We start from the raw sequence: 19,446 nt of genomic DNA on the forward strand, positions 1-19,446 counted from the left end.
TCGAAGGAGCGTCCTTGCCCGACACGAAGGAGCGCGCGCCGGCGCGTCCGGCCCCGGCCGGACGTGGTCCGCGGCGCCGCTGGACCAACCTGCGCCCGCTCCTCGTCCTGGTGGTGCTCGCGGTGCTCGCCGGGGCCGGGTGGGGGATCGTCTACCACTCGTCGCTGCTGGACGCCCGCAAGGTGGCCGTCGGCGGCACCAAGGTGTTGCCCCGGGAGCAGGTCGCGCAGGTCGCGGCGGTGCCGGTGGGCGACCCGCTGGCCGGGATCGACCTCGACGCGATCCGGGCCCGGGTGGCCGCGATCCCGAGGGTGGCCTCGGTCCGGGTGGAGCGGGACTGGCCGCACACGGTGCGCATTTCGGTGCGCGAGCGGGTGACCGCCCTGGTGGTGCCGGACGCGGGCCGGTACGCGGAGATCGACAAGGACGGCGTACGGTTCGGTACGGTGGACGCCGCGCCGCCGGGGGTGCCGATCGTCAAGGTCGACGCCAACACGGTGGGTCGGGACACGCTACGGGGGGTGGTTCAGGTGGTGACGGCACTGCCGCCGCCGATCGCCCAACGTGTGCGGGACATCACCGCCCGCACGCGCGACGACATCGCGCTCGTGCTCGACAAGGGCGAGACCGTCGTGTGGGGCGGCGCCGACGCGTCCGACCGCAAGGCCCTCGTCCTGGCGGTCCTGCTGCAACGGCCCGCGAAGTTCTACGACATCAGCGCGCCCGACGCGCCGGTGACCCGCACCCAACCATTTCCCTCGCTCGCGCCGCCGGCGCCCGCGCAGTCGTTACCTTCGGTCGCATCCGCCACAGCGGTTTCGACCCCGTCCGCGCCGTGACCGGGAGCGAAAGCACCCCGCCACTGCGATAAAACAATAGGGACAGGTTCGGCGTGTTCGTTGAACCGCGTCCGATGGGGACCTAGTGTCGGCCTAGCCCCAGGTTGACAAAGCAGTAATCCGCACCGTTCGGATCGGCGACGTTCGATGCGAACAGGTGTAATTCTATACCTGAGGGTGAGGGTTTTGGTGGCTCGCGGAAATCGCGTCCCGACCTCCCCAAGTCGGCAAATGTCGGCATACCGGAACCACGGCATGCCGACCGGAACTCGAGGCGAGAGGCCTTCGACGTGGCAGCACCCCAGAACTACCTCGCAGTCATCAAGGTGGTCGGTATCGGCGGTGGCGGTGTCAACGCCATCAACCGGATGATCGAGGTCGGTCTCAAGGGCGTCGAGTTCATCGCGATCAACACCGACGCCCAAGCCCTCCTCATGAGCGACGCCGACGTCAAGCTCGACGTCGGCCGGGAATTGACCCGCGGCCTCGGCGCCGGCGCCAACCCCGATGTCGGTCGCAAGGCCGCCGAAGACCACCGCGAGGAGATCGAGGAGGTCCTCAAGGGGGCCGACATGGTCTTCGTCACGGCGGGCGAGGGCGGCGGCACCGGCACCGGCGGCGCGCCCGTGGTGGCCAACATCGCCCGCTCGCTCGGCGCGCTCACCATCGGCGTGGTCACGCGTCCGTTCACCTTCGAGGGACGGCGGCGCGCGAACCAGGCCGAGGACGGCATCGCGCAACTGCGCGACGAGGTCGACACGCTGATCGTGATCCCCAACGACCGACTGCTGTCCATCTCCGACCGGCAGGTCAGCGTCCTGGACGCGTTCCGCTCGGCCGACCAGGTGCTGTTGTCCGGTGTCCAGGGCATCACCGATCTGATCACCACCCCGGGTCTGATCAACCTCGACTTCGCCGACGTCAAGTCGGTGATGTCCGAGGCGGGTTCGGCGCTGATGGGGATCGGCTCGGCGCGCGGCGACGACCGCGCGGTGGCGGCGGCCGAGATGGCCATCTCCAGCCCGCTCCTGGAGGCGTCCATCGACGGCGCCCGGGGTGTGCTGCTGTCCATCTCCGGTGGCTCGGACCTCGGTCTGTTCGAGATCAACGAGGCCGCGCAACTGGTCAGCGAGGCCGCGCACCCCGAGGCGAACATCATCTTCGGCGCGGTGATCGACGACGCGCTCGGCGACGAGGTGCGGGTCACCGTGATCGCGGCCGGCTTCGACGGCGGACAGCCGCCGTCCAAGAGCGAGTTGGGCAAGCCCGCGACGCCGCCGCAGACATCGCGTCCCGAGCCGACCCGGTCGAGCCCGAACCAGGGACCCGGCGTGCTGCACGAGCCGGCCCCGGCGCCGATCTACCAGCCGGCGCCGACCACCCCGGGTCCGCGCACCCCGCTGGTGCCGGAACCGATCAAGGACGATCTGGATCTCGACATCCCGCCGTTCATGAAGTAGAAGAAAAAGGTCTTCCTTCGGCATCCGCCGTCGCGAAAATCTCACACAAGGGGTGGCCCCGACGTGTTCACGCGCAGGGCCGCCGCCGGCGGCGCCCGTTTCGCCTTCACCGATCGGTGGGGTGGCACGGGCGCCGCGCCGTATGACGAACTCAATCTGGGCGACCATGTGGGCGACGACCCGCGCGTGGTCGCCGGCAACCGGGCGCGCACCGCCGAGGCGTTGGGCCTGTCGGCCGAACGGGTGGTCTGGATGAACCAGGTGCACGGCGACACGGTCACCGTCGCGACCGGCCCGAGCGCCGCGCCGCTCCCGGCCACCGACGCCGTGGTCACCGCGACCCGGGGCCTGGCGCTCGCGGTCCTGGTCGCCGACTGCACCCCGGTGTTGCTCGCCGACCCGCAGGCCGGGGTGATCGCCGCCGCGCACGCCGGCCGCCCGGGCCTGGCCGCGGGCGTCGTGCCCGCCGCGATCGAGGCGATGCGCGCGCTCGGTGCGCAGCCCACCCGGATCGTCGCGCACACCGGCCCGGCCGTCTGTGGCGCCTGCTACGAGGTTCCCGAGGCGATGTGCGACGAAGTGTCCACACTCGTCCCCGCGGCCCGCGCGCGCACCCGCGAGGGCACTCCGGGGCTCGATATCCCGACCGGGGTGTGGGCGCAACTCGCCGCGCAGGGGGTCGTGTCGGGTGAGAAATCGCACATCTGCACGCGCGAGTCGGCCGACCATTTCTCCTATCGCCGAGACCGCGCCACGGGTCGGTTCGCCGGCTACGTGTGGCTCGCCGAGCACTGACCCCGCCCGGGCACGGTCGACCCTCGTCGGCGACGATGGGCCCATGGACACGCACGCTTCGACGACCGCAGAGACCGCCCGCCGGCGGGCCGAACTGGCCGCCGGCCTGGCCGCCGTGCACGGCCGGATCGCCGCCGCGTGCACCGCCGCGGGCCGCCCGCGCGAGGACGTCACCCTCGTCGTGGTGACCAAGACCCACCCGGCGAGCGACGTACGACTGCTCGCCGGACTCGGCGTGCGCGACGTCGGCGAGAACCGCGACCAGGAGGCCGCGCCCAAGGCGGCGGCCACCGAGGACCTCGACCTCGTCTGGCACTACGTCGGCCAGTTGCAGACCAACAAGGCCAAATCGGTGGCCCGTTACGCCGATCTGGTGCACTCGATGGACCGGATTCGACTGGCCCACGCGCTGTCCGCCGCAGCCGCCCGCGAACAGCGCACGATCACCGCGTTGTTGCAGGTCAGCCTGGACGAAGACGCCACGCGCGGTGGGGTGTCCCCGGCCGACCTGGCCGAACTCGCCGACACGGTCGCCGAACTGCCGAACCTGACCCTGGGCGGGGTGATGGCGGTGGCCCCGCTCGGCGTCGAACCCGCCCGCGCGTTCGCCCGGTTGCGAGAAATCGCAACCCGCCTACGCGCGGCCCATCCGGCTGCGAACATGGTTTCCGCGGGGATGAGCAACGACCTCGAAGCCGCCGTCGAGGCCGGGGCGACACATGTACGCATCGGTACTGCGGTGCTCGGCGTCCGGCCTTCCCTCCGGTAGCGTCGCCGTGAAGTGGATCGCACGACCCACGGTGACCTCAGCCGATCCACCGTGAGACCGGAGGAAGCGGAACATGGCCGGCGCAATGCGCAAGATGGCGGTCTACCTCGGCCTCGTGGAGGACGATGTCTACGAGTATGACGATTACGATGAGGACGACATCGGCCAGGACGGCCGGCATCCGGCCGGAGTCACCGATCGCCGCGACGAGCGGCGGGACGAGCGTCGTGAGGAGTCACGTGAAGTACGCGATCCGCGTGGGGACTCGCGGGAACGTCGGGAGGATCCCGTTCGTGGAGCTACCGCACTCCGCGAAGCGGTGCCCCTCCGCGACGAGGGCCACCTCGAAGAACACCGCGCAACAGTGTCCGCCATGCCCGAACGCCGTTCCGAGAGCAGCACACCGGTGAACGTACACAAAGTCGTCAGCGAACGTGAGCCCTACCGCATCACGACGCTGCATCCGCGTACCTACAACGAAGCCCGCACGATCGGCGAGCACTTCCGCGAAAGCACGCCCGTCATCATGAACCTGACCGAAATGGAGGACACCGACGCCAAACGCCTGGTGGACTTCGCGGCAGGTCTCGTGTTCGGTCTGCACGGCAGCATCGAACGGGTCACCCAAAAAGTCTTCCTCCTGTCGCCTGCTAACGTCGATGTGACAGCCGAGGACAAGGCCCGCATCGCCGAGGGCGGGTTCTTCAATCAGAGCTGAGGTGTGCGAAAACTGAGGCTAGGTGCGGTCCTGACCAGAAGGACGGCACACGAGGGGGCAGGTAAATGAGCATCGCGCTGGAGATCATCCGCATCGTGCTCTACTGCTTTTTGATCGTGTTGTTCTTCCGCTTGGTGATGGACTACGTGTTCCAGTTCGCGCGGTCGTACGAACCGCGCGGGGTCATGGTGGTATTGCTGGAGGCGACGTACTCCATCACCGATCCACCGTTGAAGTTGCTGCGCAGGTTCATTCCTCCGCTGCGCCTCGGGGGTGTAGCACTCGACCTGTCCTTCTTCGTACTGATGATCATCGTCTACATCCTGATCTCCGTCGTGGGCAGGCTGTAAGCGGTAACGTCTGTCCGATGCCGACGATCACGCTGAGGTGAAGAGATGCCGTTGACCCCCGAAGACGTGCGTAACAAGCAGTTCACGACCGTCCGTCTCCGTGAGGGCTATGACGAGGACGAGGTCGATGCGTTCCTCGATGAGGTCGAGGGCGAACTGACCCGACTTCTCCGGGAAAACGAGGACCTGCGAGCGAAACTCGCGGCGGCGACCAGGGCCGCCGCGCAGAGTCAGCAGCAGGCTCAGCAGCGCAAGGAGCGCGAACGCCCCGACGCACCCGTCCCGGCAGCCATATCCGGGCCGACCCCCGTTCCCCCGCCGCCCCAGATGGGCGGACCGCAGGGGATGCAGGGCGGCCAGCACCAGATGCAGGGCGGCCCGCAGCAGCTCGGTCCCGGTGGACCGCAGCAGCACCCCATGGGAGGACCGCAGCAGCTCGGTCCCGGCATGAGCGGTCAGCACCAGCTCCAGGGCCCGCCGCAGCATCAGCTCCAGGGCGGCCCCGGCATGCAGAGCGGTCAGCACCAGCTGCCCGGTCAGCAGCAGCACCAGCTCCAGGGCGGCCAGCACCAGTTGCCCGGCGGCCCCGGCATGGGCGGTCCGGGACTGGGCAACCCCGGCATGGGCGGCCCCGGAATGGGCAACCCCGGCATGGGTGGTCAGCACCAGCTCCAGGGCCCGCCGCAGCACCAACAGCAGCTTCAGCAGCACCAGTTGCAGGGCGGCCCGCCGCAGCTCGGTCCGGGTGGACCGCAGCAGCAGATGGGCAACCCCGGTGGCGACAGCGCCGCCCGGGTGCTCGCGCTGGCGCAGCAGACGGCGGACCAGGCGATCGCCGAGGCCCGCTCCGAGGCGAACAAGATAGTGGGCGAGGCGCGCACCCGGGCCGAGGGCATGGAGCGCGACGCGCGCTCCAAGGCGGACGCCCTGGAGCGGGACGCGCAGGAGAAGCACCGCGTTGCGATGGGTTCGCTGGAAAGTGCCCGCGCCACGCTCGAACGTAAGGTCGACGACCTGCGCGCGTTCGAGCGTGAGTACCGCACGCGCCTGAAGTCGTACCTGGAGAGCCAGCTGCGCCAGCTGGAATCGCAGGCCGACGACTCGCTCGCGCCGCCGCGCACACCGGCCACGGCCTCGTTGCCGCCGGCCATGTCGTCCGCGCCGGTACCGATGTCCCAGGCGATGTCGCAGCCGATGTCCCAGCCGTCCTCGATGTCGCCGGCGATGCAGCCGTCGATCGGGCAGCAGATGAGCCCGGCGATGACCCAGCAGATGTCGCCGGTGCGTCCGCAGGCGCCGCAGCCGCAGCAGATGCAGCAGCCGTCGCCGATGCGCGGGTTCCTGATCGACGAGGACCCCGACAACTGACCGGCCACTGAGCGTCGGTCGGCCATCCGAGCAGCGCCCGCCCCCTTCGGGGGGACGGGCGCTGCTCGGTTTTCGGAGTGCTTGTTTTCGCGGTGCTCGGTGCTCGGCACGCCGGGCGAGTGGGTGACGGCCGCGCGGCCGTCACCCACTCGGACTCACACCTTGCGCAGCCAGAACCGCAGACCGAGCGCGGGGTCGCCGTGCTCGAACAACTCCTCGTCCTCCGGGGAGCCCTGGGTGAACTGGGTGGCCAACACCTCGTCGGCGACCTGGACTCCGTGCGCGAGCAGCGCCGAGGTGGTCTCCTCCGACTCGTCCGCGGCCCACCACACCAGGATCCGGTCGGACACGTCCAGGCCGCTGTTCTTGCGCGCCTCCTGGATCAGCCGGACCACGTCGCGGGCCAGCCCGGCCAGCCGCAGTTCGGGGGTGATGGTCAGGTCGAGCGCGACGGTGGCGCCGGACTGACTGGCCACCGTCCAGCCCTCGCGCGGGGTTTCCGTGACGATCACCTCGTCGGCCGTCACCTCGACCTCCTCGCCCTCGACCGACACGACCGCGCTGCCGCTCGCGCGCAGCGCCGCGGACAGGGCCGCCGCGTCGGCCGCCGCGATCGCGCCGGCCACCACCGGGGTGCGCTTGGCGAACCGCTTGCCCAGCGCGCGGAAGTTGCCCTTGGCGCGGTACTCGACCAGGTCGCCGCCCGCCTCGGACAGCGCCGCGACCGACACCACGTTGAGCTCCTCGGCGATCTGCTCGCGCAGTTCGGCGGACAACTCGTCCCAGCCCGTCGCGCCGATCAGCGCCCGGCCCAACGGCTGGCGGGTCTTGACCCCCGAGTCCGCGCGGGTGGCCCGGCCCAGCTCGACCAGCCGCCGGACCAGTGCCATGTGCCGGCCCGACTCGGGGTCCACCAGCGTCGGATCCGCCGTCGGCCACGCGGCCATGTGCACCGACTCGGGCGCGTTCGGGGTGACCGGCCGGACCACGTCCTGCCAGACCCGCTCGGTGATGAACGGCACCAGCGGCGCCATCAGCTTCGTCACCGTCTCCAGCGCCTCGTGCAGCGTGGCGAGCGCGGCCGGGTCCGCGTTCCAGAACCGCCGCCGGGACCGGCGCACATACCAGTTCGACAGGTCGTCCACGAACGTGGTGAGCGCCTTGCCCGCGCGCTGCGTGTCGTATGCCTCCAGGGCCGCGTCCACGTCGCCCACCAGGATGTTCAGCTCGGACAACAACCACCGGTCCAGGAGCGGACGCTCGGCGGGCGCCGGATCGTTCGCGCTCGGCGTCCAGTTGCCGGTGCGCGCGTACAGGGCCTGGAAGCTGACCGTGTTCCAGTAGGTCAGCAGCGTCTTGCGGACCACCTCCTGGATGGTGCCGTGCCCGACCCGGCGCGCCGACCACGGCGAACCGCCCGCGGCCATGAACCAGCGCACCGCGTCCGCGCCGTGCCGGTCCATCAGCGGGATCGGCTCCAGGGTGTTGCCCAGGTGCTTGGACATCTTCCGGCCGTCCTCGGCCAGGATGTGCCCCAGGCACACCACGTTCTCGTAGGACGACTTGTCGAACACCAGCGTGCCGATCGCCATCAGCGTGTAGAACCAGCCGCGGGTCTGGTCGATCGCCTCGGAGATGAACTGCGCCGGATACGACTGCTCGAACAACTCGCGGTTGCGGTACGGGTAGCCGAACTGGGCGAACGGCATCGACCCCGAGTCGTACCACGCGTCGATCACCTCGGGCACGCGCGTGGCGCCGCTGCCGCACACCGTGCCGTCGGCGGCCTTGGCCGGGCAGCCGAAGACCACGTCGTCGATGAACGGCCGGTGCGGATCGAGGCCAGCGAGGTCGCGCCCGGTCAACTCGGACAATTCGGCCAACGAGCCGATACAGGTCAGGTGATCCTCGTCGCACCGCCAGATCGGCAGCGGCGTGCCCCAGTAGCGGTTGCGGGACAGCGCCCAGTCGATGTTGTTGTTCAGCCAGTCGCCGTAGCGGCCCCACTTGACCGTGTCCGGATGCCAGTTGGTGCGCTCGTTCTCGCGCAGCAGCGCGTCCTTGACCGCGGTGGTGCGGATGTACCAGGACGGCTGCGCGTAGTAGAGCAGCGCGGTGTGGCAGCGCCAGCAGTGCGGGTAGCTGTGCTCGTACTCCAGATGCCGGAACAGCAGCCCGCGCGCGCGCAGATCGGCGACCAGGGCCTCGTCGGCCTTCTTGAAGAACTGCCCGCCGACCAGCGGCAGGTCGGGCTCGAAGGTGCCGTCCGGGCGGACCGGGTTGAGCACCGGCAGGCCGTAGGCGCGGCAGGTCTTGAGGTCGTCCTCGCCGAACGCGGGCGCCTGGTGCACGACACCCGAGCCGTCCTCGGTGGTGACGTAGTCGGCGAGCACGACGAAGTTGGCGTCCTCCAGCGGCAGCAGGTCGAACGGCCGCCGGTAGGCCCAGCGTTCCATCTCCCGACCGGTGAACCGCTCGCCGGTGGCCACCCAGCCCTCGCCAAGCGCCTTGGCGAGCAGCGGTTCGGCCACCACCAGGCGCTCGTCGCCGTCGGTGGCGACCACGTAGGTCACCTCCGGATGCACGGCGGCGGCGGTGTTGGACACCAGCGTCCACGGCGTGGTCGTCCACACCAGCAACGCCGCCTGCCCGGCCAGCGGCCCGGAGGTGAGCGGGAAACGCACATAGACCGAGGGGTCGACGACCGTCTCGTAGCCCTGCGCGAGCTCGTGGTCGGACAACCCGGTGCCACAGCGCGGACACCACGGCGCGACCCGGTAGTCCTGGGTCAGCAGCCCCTTGTCGAAGATCTGCTTGAGCGACCACCACACCGACTCGACGTATTCGGGATCCATCGTGCGATACGCCTTGGACATGTCGACCCAGTAGCCCATCCGGGTGGTCAGGTCCTCGAACGCGCCCACATGGGTCATCACCGACTCGCGGCACTTCGCGTTGAACTCGGCGATCCCGTAGCGCTCGATGTCCGGCTTGCCGGAGAAGCCGAGCTGCTTCTCCACGGCCAGTTCGACCGGCAGGCCGTGGCAGTCCCACCCGGCCTTGCGCGGCACGTTGAAGCCGCGCATCGTGCGGTAGCGCGGGAACACGTCCTTGAACACGCGCGCCTCGATGTGATGCGCGCCGGGCATGCCGTTGGCCGTCGGGGGGCCTTCGTAGAAGACCCAGCGCGGGCCGTCGGCGTGCTGCTCCAGGGAGCGCTCGAAGATGTCGTTGTCCCGCCAGAACGCGAGGACCTCGTGCTCCATGGCGGGCAGGTCGACCTGCGCCGGTACCGGGCGGTACATGTGGCTTCCTTCCGCGGGCTGTGATGCGTGCCTACCGAAGGGACGAGACCGCCGTGTGCCGGTCCCGCGGTACCACCCTTCTTGGCCGCGCGCCGCACCTGGCGGGCACAACCCTCTCGTCTGCGCGAGGGCCGGTTCTACGGGTCGATCCGGGCTCGGACCGACCTTTCCTCCGGCAGCTCCGGGGTGATCTTCACGTCGCGCACACCCCCGGGCTCACACCGTCCCCGGGTCGCTGTCGGCTGCGTGCGGCGCTACTCGTCCCCATCGACACCGTCTCGCTCTGCGGATTGTACGACCCGCGGCGACCTCGGCGCCGCCGAGTTCACCCGCCCCCAGGTGCATAACGATCCGCTCGGGAACCGGTAACGAACGGGACACGTAGAAGAGGGATAAGCGTGGTTGCGTCTGGGCACAACCGATTTACGTCGCCGCCCCGGCGCAATCCGTGACGGGACGGCGCGTCCGGTTGTCCGGGGCGACTCATCCCTAAGCGAAACAAGGGGGCCGTGAACATGACGGATACAGAGAAGGCGACGGGGCGGACGCGTCGTGCCACCACCACGACCACGCCGCCACGAGCCTCGGTACGGGGAGGAACGGGACGCACCGTGAAGGCACCTGCACACGTGACTGCCGCGACCACGTTGGCGACGCCGCCCGCCGGCTTCCATGAGCCGCCGGCCTACCTGGTCCGGCCCGGCGAGGAGCCGTGGGACCACGCGGAGCTGCGCGAGGTACGCGAGGGGTTGATCGAGACCGCGCACGAGCTGCGCGCGGAGATCGCCGTCTCGGAGAACGGCATCGCCGATCTGCTGCGCGACTCGGGGGAGGGCGCGGGCGACGATCAGGCGGACACCGGGACCAAGAATTTCGAGCGCGAGCACGAGATGTCCCTGACCAACAACGCGCGTGGCATGCTGCTCCAGTCGGAAAAGGCGCTGCGGCGGCTCGCCGACGGCACGTACGGGGCCTGCGAGTCGTGCGGTTCGGCCATCGGCAAGGCCCGCCTCCAGGCGTTCCCGCGTGCGACCCTGTGTGTGACCTGCAAACAGCGCGAAGAGCGCCGGTAGCCGCCGAGGCCGCCGGTGGCGCGCCGAAGGACTGGAGCAAGCCATCGGCACCGGAGCGGAACGACGGGAAGACGCGGAGTCGCAGGCCCTCGCGGGGGAGCCGGACACCGGGGCGACCGAGAGCGGGGCGGACGGCGCCGAGCCGACCGCGCCCGCCGGTTCGCACACCCGTCGATACATCGTCGTGCTGCTCTGCGTCGCGGCGTTCGCCTACGCGCTCGACCTGATCAGCAAGCTGATCGTGGTGGCCAAGCTGGAATACCACGCGCCGATCGACCTCCTCGGCGACTGGCTCCAGTTCCGGGCCACCCGCAACGGGGGCGCGGCGTTCGGGATGGGCCAGGGGCTGACCATCGTGCTGACGGTGATCGCCGCCGCGGTGGTCGTGGTCATCCTGCGGCTGGCCCGCAAGCTGAACAGCCTGCCCTGGGCGATTGCGCTCGGTCTGCTGCTCGGTGGCGCGTTCGGCAACCTCACCGACCGGATCTTCCGGGCGCCCAGCGTGTTCGAGGGCCATGTGGTGGACTTCATCGCGCCCAAGCACTTCGCGATCTTCAACCTGGCCGACTCGGCGATCGTGGTCGGCGGTTGTCTGATCGTGCTGCTGTCCTTCCTGGGCCTGCAGCCCGACGGCACCCGGGAGGGCGACGCGGACCCGGACGCCGAGGCCGAGGCGGGCGCCGACGGCGACGGCAACGCTGACGCCGACGCGAAGGGTGATTCGGACGATTCGGGCGCCGCGTCCGCGAGTGGTGCCGAGGGCGAGTCGGCCGCGCCGGTCGCCGCGCCCGAGCCGGGGCAGCCGGCCGAGCCGGGCGGCCCGGAGCGGTCCGCCGGCGACGTGCCGGCCGGGGCCACCCGAGCCGCGGTCACCACCCCCGACGCGAAGCCCGCACGGCCCGCCGAGGCGGCCGGCGCGGACCACGTCGTCGAGTCCGGCCCGGATGCCGGGCATACTCGTATCTCGTGACTGTCAATCCCGGCTCGCCCGAAATCCGTACTCTTCCCGTTCCCGATGGCCTCGAAGGCGAGCGGGTCGATGCCGCGCTCTCGCGGATGTTCGGCTTCTCGCGCACCAAGGCGGCCGAGCTGGCTGCCGCCGGGAAGGTGCAGCTCGACGGCCGGGCGGCGGGCAAGTCCGACCGGGTCAACGGCGGGGCCTGGATCGAGGTCGAGATGCCCGGCGCGCCGCGGCCGGTGCAACTGGTCGCCGAACCGGTGCCGGGCATGCGGATCGTGCACGACGACGAGCACATCGTGGTGGTCGACAAGCCGATCGGCGTCGCCGCGCACCCCAGCGCCGGCTGGACCGGCACCACCGTGATCGGCGGCCTCGCGGCGGCCGGCTACCGGATCTCCACCTCCGGCTCGTCCGAGCGCCAGGGCGTGGTGCACCGCCTCGACGTGGGCACCTCGGGGCTGATGGTGGTGGCCAAGTCCGAGCGCGCCTACACGCTGCTCAAGCAGCAGTTCCGGGACCGCACCGTGGACAAGCGTTACCACGCGCTGGTCCAGGGCCACCCCGACCCGCACACCGGCACCATCGACGCGCCGATCGACCGGCACCCCACCCACGACTACAAGTGGGCCGTGGTGATGGGCGGCAAGCCCAGCGTCACGCACTACGACACGATCGAGGCGTTCCGCGCCGCGAGCCTGCTGTCGATCAAGCTGGAGACCGGCCGCACCCACCAGATCCGGGTACACATGGCGGCCCTGCGCCACCCGTGCGTGGGCGACCTGACCTACGGCGCGGACCCGACGTTGTCCAAGCGGCTGGGCCTGGAGCGGCAGTGGCTGCACGCGGTGAGCCTGGCCTTCAAGCACCCGGGCGACGGCACGTGGGTGAAGTACGAGAGCGGATATCCGGCCGACCTGACCGCGACCCTGGAACGGGTCACCGACCGCTGACCCCGATGCCTGTCGCGCGGTGATTCGGCGGCGATTCGGGGAACCCTCCAGCGTCGAATCGCGGTCGATCGGTGCGGAGGCGGAGTGGGTCAGCTCACACTGCTGTTCCTGTTGATGTTCGGCACCGTCGTGGTCGTACCGCTCGCCGGGCGACTGCGGCTGCCCTTCCCGGTACTGCTCACCCTCTACGGGGTGCTGCTCGGCTGGTTGCCGTTCGTACCCACCCTGCGGATCGACCCCGACCTGCTGCTGCCGCTGTTGTTGCCGCCGCTGCTCCACGCGGCGGCGCAACGCTCCAGCTGGCGTGAGTTCGCCGCCAACGCCCGGCCGATCATGCTGCTCGCGGTCGCCCTCGTGCTGGTCACCACGGCGGCGGTGGCGGCGGTGGCCGACGCCATGGTGTCCGGCCTGCCCCTGGCCGGCGCGGTCGCGCTCGGCGCGCTGGTCGCGCCGCCCGACCCGGTGGCCGCCACGGCCGTGGCCGGGAGCCTGCGGCTGCCGCGCCGGTTGGTGTCGATCCTGGAGGGCGAGGGGCTCTTCAACGACGTCACCTCGCTGGTGCTCTACCAGGTCGCGGTCGCGGCCGTGGTCGGCGGCACCTTCTCGCCGGCCAGGGCGGTGGGCATGTTCGCGCTGTCCGCGGTGGTCGGGGTCGGGATCGGCTTCGCGGTCGGCCTGGCCGGGCGATTCCTGCTCGCCCGCCTGGAGGAGCCCACGCTCCAGACGCTGCTCACCCTCCTGGTGCCGTTCCTGTCCTACGTGGTCGCCGACGAACTCTCCGGCTCGGGCGTACTCGCGGTGCTGACCACCGCGTTCTACCTCGGCTCGGTGGCCGAGGACGCGGACAACGTGGTCGGCCGGCTGACCGGGCGCTCGTTCTGGGAGGTCGTCGACCTGGTGGTCACCGGCGTTGCGTTCGGGGTGATCGGCCTGGAGATGTGGGAGATCTTCCACGACCTGCACGGCGATCGCGGCCGACTGTTCGCCGAGGCGGGCGCGGTGGTGCTGACCCTGATCGTGGTCCGCGGCCTGTGGTTGTTCCCGGTCGCCGCACTGGCCCGCGGGCTGCACCAGCGGCTGCCCGCCGGCGGCGAGACGCAGACCCCGGACCCGCGCGAGACCGTGGTGGTGTGGTGGGCCGGGATGCGCGGCGTGGTCACCATCGCCCTGGCCCTCGCGCTGCCGCTGACCGTCGACGCGGGCGGGCCGTTCCCCGAACGACAGCGGCTGATCGCCATCGCGTTCTGCGTGATCGTGGTCACCCTGCTGCTCCAGGGGGTGACCCTGCCCTGGCTGGTGCGCCGGCTCGGGGTGTCCGAGGCGGACGACGCGGAGAGCGTCGAGGAGCGCCGGATCGCCGCCGCGGCGACCAAGGCGGCGCTGCGCCGATTGCGCGAGCTGGAGGAGCAGCGCGACCTGCCGGACGAACTGGTGCAACGACTGCGGGCCCGGCAGAAGGCGCTGCTCGCCGAGCTGAGGCCGGAGGGCACGACCGAGGAACTCGCGGACACGATCCTGGAGCGGTCCCGGCGGATCAAGCTGCTGCACGAGATCGAGGCGGAGATGACCGCCGCCGCGCGCCGCGAGGTGATCGCGGCCCGTAGCCGGCGCGGCGTCGACCCGGCCGCGGCCGACCGGGTGCTGCGCCGACTCGACCTGCGCAGCGTGCGCTGAGGCGGGGGCCGGCGGCCGGTACCGTTGAGTCTTTGGCCGGCGCGCCTTCGGCCGCCGAGTCTTTTCGGCTGCTCTCGATCTCCCTGGAAGGACCCCCTCACGTGGCCCGCATCGTGCTGTTCCACTCGGCCTACGGGCTGCGCCCCGCCGTCCACGACGCGGCCGAGCGGCTGCGCGCGGCCGGGCACGAGGTGACCGTGCCCGACCTGTACGACGGGCGCAGCACCGAGTCGATCGAGGAGGGCATGGAGATCAAGGACGAGATCGGCGCGGACGAGCTGATCCGGCGCGCGGTGAAGGTGGCCGCCGGGCTCGGCGAGGGGCTGGTCTACGCGGGCTTCTCGCTGGGCGCCTCGATCGCGCAGAACGCCGCGTTCGCGGACCGTTCGGCGGCCGGGCTGCTGATGTTCCACGGCACCTCGGATCTGCGCGAGGACGCGGCGACCGAGGTGCCGGTGCAGTTGCACGTGGCCGAGCCGGACCCGTTCGAGACCGAGGACTGGCTGGGCACCTGGTACCTGGGCATGCGGCGGGCCGGGGCCGAGGTGGAGATCCACCGCTACCGGGGCGCCGGCCACCTGTTCACCGACCCGGACCTGCCGGACTACGACCGCGAGGCCGCCTCGCGCGCCTGGGCGATCGCCTCGGACTTCCTCAGCGAGATCGACTCGGCGGCGGCCGCCGCGGCGGCCAACGACTGAGGCCGCTTGGCCAGGTCGACGTACTTGCGCGGACCGGCCTGCGCGGGCACCTGCGCGGCCGGGCGGGCCTTGGCGAAGCGGCCGTGGCCGCTGTACGGGCCGACCGCCTCGTTGCCCAGCGGCGCGGGCGCGGTGGCGATCCGGGGCAGTGCGTACGGGTGTTCGCGGCGCAGGTAGTCGAGCAACTTCTCGCGCACCTCGCAGCGCAGCGTCCACAGGTCGTCCGAGTCGCGCGCGGTGACCACCGCGCGGACCAGGATCGTGGTCGGCGTGGTGTCGGTGACGTACAGGCTCCAGCCCTGGCCGTCCCACAGGCCGGTCTCCTTGAGGATGCGCAGCAGTTCCTCGCGCAGGTCGCCGATCGGCGCCGAGTGGTCCAGGTGCAGGAAGACCGTGCCGGTCATCCGGGTGTCGGTGCGCGACCAGTTCTCGAACGGCCGCGAGGTGAAGTAGGACACCGGCATCACCAGCCGGCGCTGGTCCCAGGTGTTCACCACCAGGTAGGTCAGGGTGATCTCCTCGATCGTGCCGATCTCCTTGTTGACCACCACAGAGTCGCCGATCCGGACCATGTCGCTGAACGCGATCTGCAGGCCCGCGAACAGGTTGGCCAGGGCGCTCTGCGCGGCCAGACCGGCCACCACGCCGAGCAGACCGGCGGAGGCGAGCAGGCTGGTACCGATCGTCTTCATGCCCGGGAAGGTCATGATCATCGCGGCGAAGGTGATGATCCCGACGATGGCCACCGCGGTGCGGCGGATCAGCGCGATCTGGGTCTGGATCCGGCGCACTCGGCCGGTGTCCGTCGCGTTTGCCGCGTAGCGCTCGAACGAGGTGTTCACCAGCAGGGTGACCGCGTGCACGATCAGCCACGAGCAGGCCGCGATCACCGAGAGCACCAGGATGTGCCGGATCATCCCGCGACTGCGTTCGGGCAGGCCGGCGGCCGGTTCGGCGAGCAACAGGACGGACGCGCCGAGCGTGGCCACGATCGACGCGCGCCCGCGCCGCATCATCGACCACAGGGGTCCCGTCAGCGGCTTGCGGGTCTGTACTTCGCGGGCCAGGCGCGCCATTCCCCAGGTCACCAGCCCGGTGAAGACGATCACCGAGACGAGCACGATCAGCGGGCGAAGTATGTGCCACACGTCCACGTCGAGAGCCTCCTAGGGGGCTTGTGGTCAAACCCGTACCGTACCGGAGCAACGAGCGGCCACCCCACGCTCGCGGCGTGCGCGGGCGGTGGCGGCGGGCGCGGTGGGTGTGCGCCGAGGAGGCGGGCGGCCGGGTGGGTGGGCGGACCGCGTAGAGTCGTCCCGTCGTGTGTCACCCCACGCACCCCGCCCATCGGACGCGAGGCGCGGGTCGCACGTCACCTCCACCACCTTCAGGACGACGCGCGGGGTCGGATGTACAAGCTGCCCGGAACGGACGAGCGGAGCGTGACCATCCCCGGTGAGCCCACGGCGGCCGACCCGTGCTTCACGGTGCGCGGGCTGACCCGGACGTATCGCACCGGGCGGCGGCGGGACCGAAACGTGGTCACCGCGAACGACGCGATCGACCTCGAGGTGCGCCGCGGCGAGATCTTCGGCCTGCTCGGCCCCAACGGCGCGGGCAAGTCCACGCTGGTGCGCCAACTCACCGGCCTGCTGCGACCCGACGCGGGCAGCATCGACCTGCTCGGCCACGACCTGGTCCGCCGGCCGGACGTGGCGGCCCGCCTGGTCGCCTATCTGGGCCAGGAGTCCGGCGCGTTGGACGAGCTGACCGTCGCGCTCGCGATCGAGACCACCGGCCGACTGCGCGCCCTGGACGCCGGGCGGGCCCGGGCCGAGCGGGACGCGGTGCTGGACGAGCTGGAGTTGGGGCCGATCGCGGACCGGCCGCTGAAGAAGCTCTCCGGCGGCCAGCGCCGGCTCGCCTGCGTGGCCACCGCGCTGGTCGGCGACCGGCCGGTACTGGTCCTGGACGAGCCGACCACCGGGATGGACCCGGTCGCGCGCCGCGCGGTGTGGGCCGCGGTGGATCGCCGCCGGGCCGAACACGGCGCCACGGTGCTGCTGGTGACGCACAACGTGATCGAGGCGGAGACGGTGCTCGACCGGGTCGCGGTGCTCGACGAGGGCCGGGTGATCGCCTGCGACACGCCCGGCGGGCTCAAGGCGATGGTCGGCGACGAGGTCCGGCTCGACCTGGTCTGGCGGGCCGATCCGCCGATGGACGACCCGGCGGTGAGCATGCTCGCGCAGACCGCGGTGCGTACCGGCCGGCGCTGGAGCACCCGGATGGAGCCGGGGGTGGCCCGCGAACTGCTCGCCGGCGTCACCTCGGGGCCCGCGTTCGAGGCGCTCGACGACTTCACGCTGTCCACGCCGAGCCTGGAGGACGTCTACCTCGCGCTCGGCGGGCGCCACCAGGGACTGGTCAAGGGATGAAGGTGTCGACACCGGTGAGTGCAGCGACGAGCATCGAGCCCGCCCCGGGGAGTTTCGCCGAGGCGGTGGTACCGGCGCCCGCCACGGGGTTGGGGGCCGGGTTGCTCACCGTCTACCGCGCGCAGTTGTCCCGGGTACGGGTCTCCCGGGTCCCGCTGCTGTTCGTCGCGGTGTTCCAGTCGGTGGGCATCATGATCCTGATGCGCGGCGTGGTGGACACCGGCAGCGACAGCGCGCGGGAAGCGGTGGTGGCCGGGTCCAGTGTGCTCGTGGTCGCGTTCGTGGCGCTCAATCTGCTCGCCCAGCACTTCGGGAATCTGCGGGCGGCCAACGCGCTGGACTACTACCTGACGCTGCCGGTGCGGCCGGCCGCGGTGGTGCTGGGGATCGCGGCGGCGTACGCGTCGTTCACGCTGCCGGGCACGGTGGTCACCGCGGTGATCGGGGCGCTGATGTTCCAGCTGCCGCTGGCCAACCTGTGGGTGCTGCTGCTGGTCGTACCGCTGTCCGGGGCGGCGCTCGCGGGGGTCGGCGCGGTCTTCGGGCTGCTTGCGCCGCGGCCGGAACTGGCGACGCTGCTGGGGCAGTTGGGTATGTCGGCCGCGTTGTTGCTGGGCGTGCTGCCGGAGGACCGGATGCCGGAGGTGATCGTGCTGGGCCGCGATCTGCTGCCGTCCTCGTACGGGGTGGACGCGTTCATCGCCAGCTACCGGGATCCGGACTGGGCTGCGGTGGGGGGTAATCTCGCGGTCTGCGCGGGGGTCGGCGTGGTGATGTTGTCGTTGGCCACGTGGTCCTTTCGGCGCAGTACGCGGGCGTAGGTGGGGGTCTTTCGGGCTGCGGGACTTTCGGGCTGCGGGATTTTTGGGCTGCTGGGCTTTTGGGCTGCTGGGCTTCTTGGACTGCCGGACCATCGCCGTGCGGGGGCAGGTCGCCGGCTTCGATTCGTACATGGGACGCTGACCAGATGACGTCTGCCGGGGATATCGACCCCTATCCGTCGCCTTCGTCGCCCGAGGGCGGCGCGTCTGCGGCTTTCGGGCACGTGGGCTTCGCGCCCGGGGCCGACGCGGCCCCCTCGCTGTGGGAGCGGTATCGCGCCGACGTGATCGCGTTCGCCGTGGTGGTGGGGGCGTGCCTGGTCGCGGGCACGATCGTGGGGGTGGTCTGGGAGCAGATCGCGCCGCGGGTGCCGTTGATCGCGACCAAGGACGGGGTGTTCCAGACCGCGCCGGAGACCGAGTCCTCGATCGCGCTGGACGGCTGGTTCGCGGTGTGCGGGGTGGTCGCGGGCATCGTGTTGGCGCCGCCGGCGTTCTGGCGGTTTCGGCGGCAGGGTGTGGCGACGGCGCTGGCGCTGACCGTGGGGGGGCTGGCCGGGTCGTATCTGGCGTTCAAGATCGGCGTACAGCTGGGACCGGACGGGATCGCGGAGCAGGTTCGGCGGGTCGGGCTGGGCAAGCGGTTCGATCAGCCGTTGGACATCCAGGCCAAGGGCGTGTTGATGTTGTGGCCGATCGCGTCGATGGTGATTTTCCTCGGGCTGTCGGCGGGGTTTGCTCCGGCGGATCGGGAGCCGGTGGCGGGGCCGGGGTCTGTCGCGGGGCCAGGTCCGGGGCCGGGGTCGGCGTTTGGTGGGTCGGAGGGGTGGCCCTCGGAGCGGGGGGCTCCGCGCGTTGATTTGACCAAGCACGAGGGGTGAGGCGGGGGGTTGGCCTTCGGGGCCGGCGGGCCCACATTGGCCTCAATCGCCGGCCGGGCTGATCTTGGCCTCATGAGCCGGCCGGGCTCGTTCGCCTCATGCGCCGGCGGGGCTGGGTGGCCTCAAGCGCCGGCCGGGCTCGTTCGCCTCAAGCGCCGGCGGGGCTGTTCGCCTCATGCGCCAGCGGGGCTGGGTGGCCTCAAGCGCCGGCCGGGCTCGTTCGCCTCAAGCGCCGGCGGGGCTATTTGCCTCATGCGCCAGCGGGGCTGGGTGGCCTCAAGCGCCGGCCGGGCTCGTTCGCCTCATGCGCCGGCGGGGCTGGGTGGCCTCAAGCGCCGGCCGG

At 71.1% G+C, this 19,446-nt stretch carries 16 protein-coding genes and 1 pseudogene; 15 read left to right on the plus strand and 2 right to left on the minus strand.

All coding sequences use genetic code 11. From position 1 onward, the window contains the following. Positions 1 to 14 precede the first annotated feature (14 nt). From ABIA38_RS01710 to ABIA38_RS01740, 7 genes are all read left to right on the plus strand, one after another. Positions 15 to 839, plus strand: coding sequence for a cell division protein FtsQ/DivIB (locus tag ABIA38_RS01710; RefSeq protein ID WP_424636535.1), 825 nt, complete (start codon positions 15 to 17; stop codon positions 837 to 839). Between the two features lie 290 nt (positions 840 to 1,129). Continuing rightward, positions 1,130 to 2,299, plus strand: coding sequence for a cell division protein FtsZ (ftsZ, locus tag ABIA38_RS01715; RefSeq protein WP_424636536.1), 1,170 nt, complete (start codon positions 1,130 to 1,132; stop codon positions 2,297 to 2,299). A gap of 63 nt (positions 2,300 to 2,362) precedes the next feature. Then, the gene (pgeF, locus tag ABIA38_RS01720) at positions 2,363 to 3,094 is read left to right on the plus strand and encodes a peptidoglycan editing factor PgeF (protein WP_424636537.1); all 732 of its coding nucleotides are present in this window, start codon (positions 2,363 to 2,365) and stop codon (positions 3,092 to 3,094) included. A 43-nt stretch (positions 3,095 to 3,137) separates the two neighbouring features. Continuing rightward, positions 3,138 to 3,863 carry a YggS family pyridoxal phosphate-dependent enzyme gene (locus ABIA38_RS01725; RefSeq protein ID WP_424636538.1) on the plus strand — a complete coding sequence of 242 codons (726 nt, stop codon included), beginning with the start codon at positions 3,138 to 3,140 and terminating at the stop codon, positions 3,861 to 3,863. A 73-nt stretch (positions 3,864 to 3,936) separates the two neighbouring features. Then, positions 3,937 to 4,581: a cell division protein SepF gene (locus ABIA38_RS01730; protein ID WP_424636539.1), complete on the plus strand. Its 645-nt coding sequence runs from the start codon at positions 3,937 to 3,939 to the stop codon at positions 4,579 to 4,581. Positions 4,582 to 4,646: 65 nt separating this feature from the next. Beyond that, entirely contained in the window at positions 4,647 to 4,931 is a 285-nt protein-coding gene (locus tag ABIA38_RS01735; protein WP_424636540.1) for a YggT family protein, read from the plus strand. Positions 4,932 to 4,976: 45 nt separating this feature from the next. After that, positions 4,977 to 6,299 carry a DivIVA domain-containing protein gene (locus tag ABIA38_RS01740; protein ID WP_424636541.1) on the plus strand — a complete coding sequence of 441 codons (1,323 nt, stop codon included), beginning with the start codon at positions 4,977 to 4,979 and terminating at the stop codon, positions 6,297 to 6,299. Between the two features lie 155 nt (positions 6,300 to 6,454). Here ABIA38_RS01740 and ileS read toward each other — a convergent pair whose 3' ends face one another. Then, positions 6,455 to 9,604, minus strand: a complete 3,150-nt coding sequence (gene ileS, locus ABIA38_RS01745; RefSeq protein ID WP_424636542.1) for an isoleucine--tRNA ligase — start codon at positions 9,602 to 9,604, stop codon at positions 6,455 to 6,457. A gap of 611 nt (positions 9,605 to 10,215) precedes the next feature. Here ileS and ABIA38_RS01750 point away from each other — a divergent pair. From ABIA38_RS01750 to ABIA38_RS01770, 5 genes and pseudogenes are all read left to right on the plus strand, one after another. Then, positions 10,216 to 10,677 carry a TraR/DksA family transcriptional regulator gene (locus ABIA38_RS01750; protein WP_424636543.1) on the plus strand — a complete coding sequence of 154 codons (462 nt, stop codon included), beginning with the start codon at positions 10,216 to 10,218 and terminating at the stop codon, positions 10,675 to 10,677. 43 nt (positions 10,678 to 10,720) lie between these two features. Further along, positions 10,721 to 11,326: pseudogene (gene lspA / locus ABIA38_RS01755) on the plus strand (signal peptidase II); the annotation flags it as partial. A gap of 317 nt (positions 11,327 to 11,643) precedes the next feature. After that, positions 11,644 to 12,588, plus strand: coding sequence for an RluA family pseudouridine synthase (locus ABIA38_RS01760; RefSeq protein WP_424636544.1), 945 nt, complete (start codon positions 11,644 to 11,646; stop codon positions 12,586 to 12,588). A gap of 84 nt (positions 12,589 to 12,672) precedes the next feature. Continuing rightward, positions 12,673 to 14,262, plus strand: a complete 1,590-nt coding sequence (locus ABIA38_RS01765) for a Na+/H+ antiporter (RefSeq protein ID WP_424636545.1) — start codon at positions 12,673 to 12,675, stop codon at positions 14,260 to 14,262. Positions 14,263 to 14,363: 101 nt separating this feature from the next. Next, positions 14,364 to 14,963: a dienelactone hydrolase family protein gene (locus ABIA38_RS01770; RefSeq protein WP_424636546.1), complete on the plus strand. Its 600-nt coding sequence runs from the start codon at positions 14,364 to 14,366 to the stop codon at positions 14,961 to 14,963. Here the strand turns inward: ABIA38_RS01770 and ABIA38_RS01775 are convergent. Continuing rightward, on the minus strand, positions 14,867 to 16,111 hold the full coding sequence (locus ABIA38_RS01775; RefSeq protein WP_424636756.1) for a mechanosensitive ion channel family protein: 1,245 nt from the start codon (positions 16,109 to 16,111) through the stop codon (positions 14,867 to 14,869). The genes ABIA38_RS01770 and ABIA38_RS01775 overlap by 97 nt on opposite strands. Positions 16,112 to 16,372: 261 nt before the next feature. Between ABIA38_RS01775 and ABIA38_RS01780 the strand changes: the two genes are divergently transcribed. From ABIA38_RS01780 to ABIA38_RS01790, 3 genes are all read left to right on the plus strand, one after another. Continuing rightward, positions 16,373 to 17,401, plus strand: a complete 1,029-nt coding sequence (locus ABIA38_RS01780; RefSeq protein WP_424636547.1) for an ABC transporter ATP-binding protein — start codon at positions 16,373 to 16,375, stop codon at positions 17,399 to 17,401. Next, entirely contained in the window at positions 17,398 to 18,222 is an 825-nt protein-coding gene (locus ABIA38_RS01785) for an ABC transporter permease (protein WP_424636548.1), read from the plus strand. Before ABIA38_RS01780 ends, ABIA38_RS01785 begins: the two co-directional genes overlap by 4 nt. Before the next feature lie 146 nt (positions 18,223 to 18,368). After that, positions 18,369 to 19,103 carry an AAA family ATPase gene (locus tag ABIA38_RS01790; protein WP_424636549.1) on the plus strand — a complete coding sequence of 245 codons (735 nt, stop codon included), beginning with the start codon at positions 18,369 to 18,371 and terminating at the stop codon, positions 19,101 to 19,103. Positions 19,104 to 19,446 lie beyond the last annotated feature (343 nt).

Source organism: Embleya sp. AB8, from assembly GCF_049739465.1.
Lineage (GTDB): Bacteria > Actinomycetota > Actinomycetes > Streptomycetales > Streptomycetaceae > Embleya.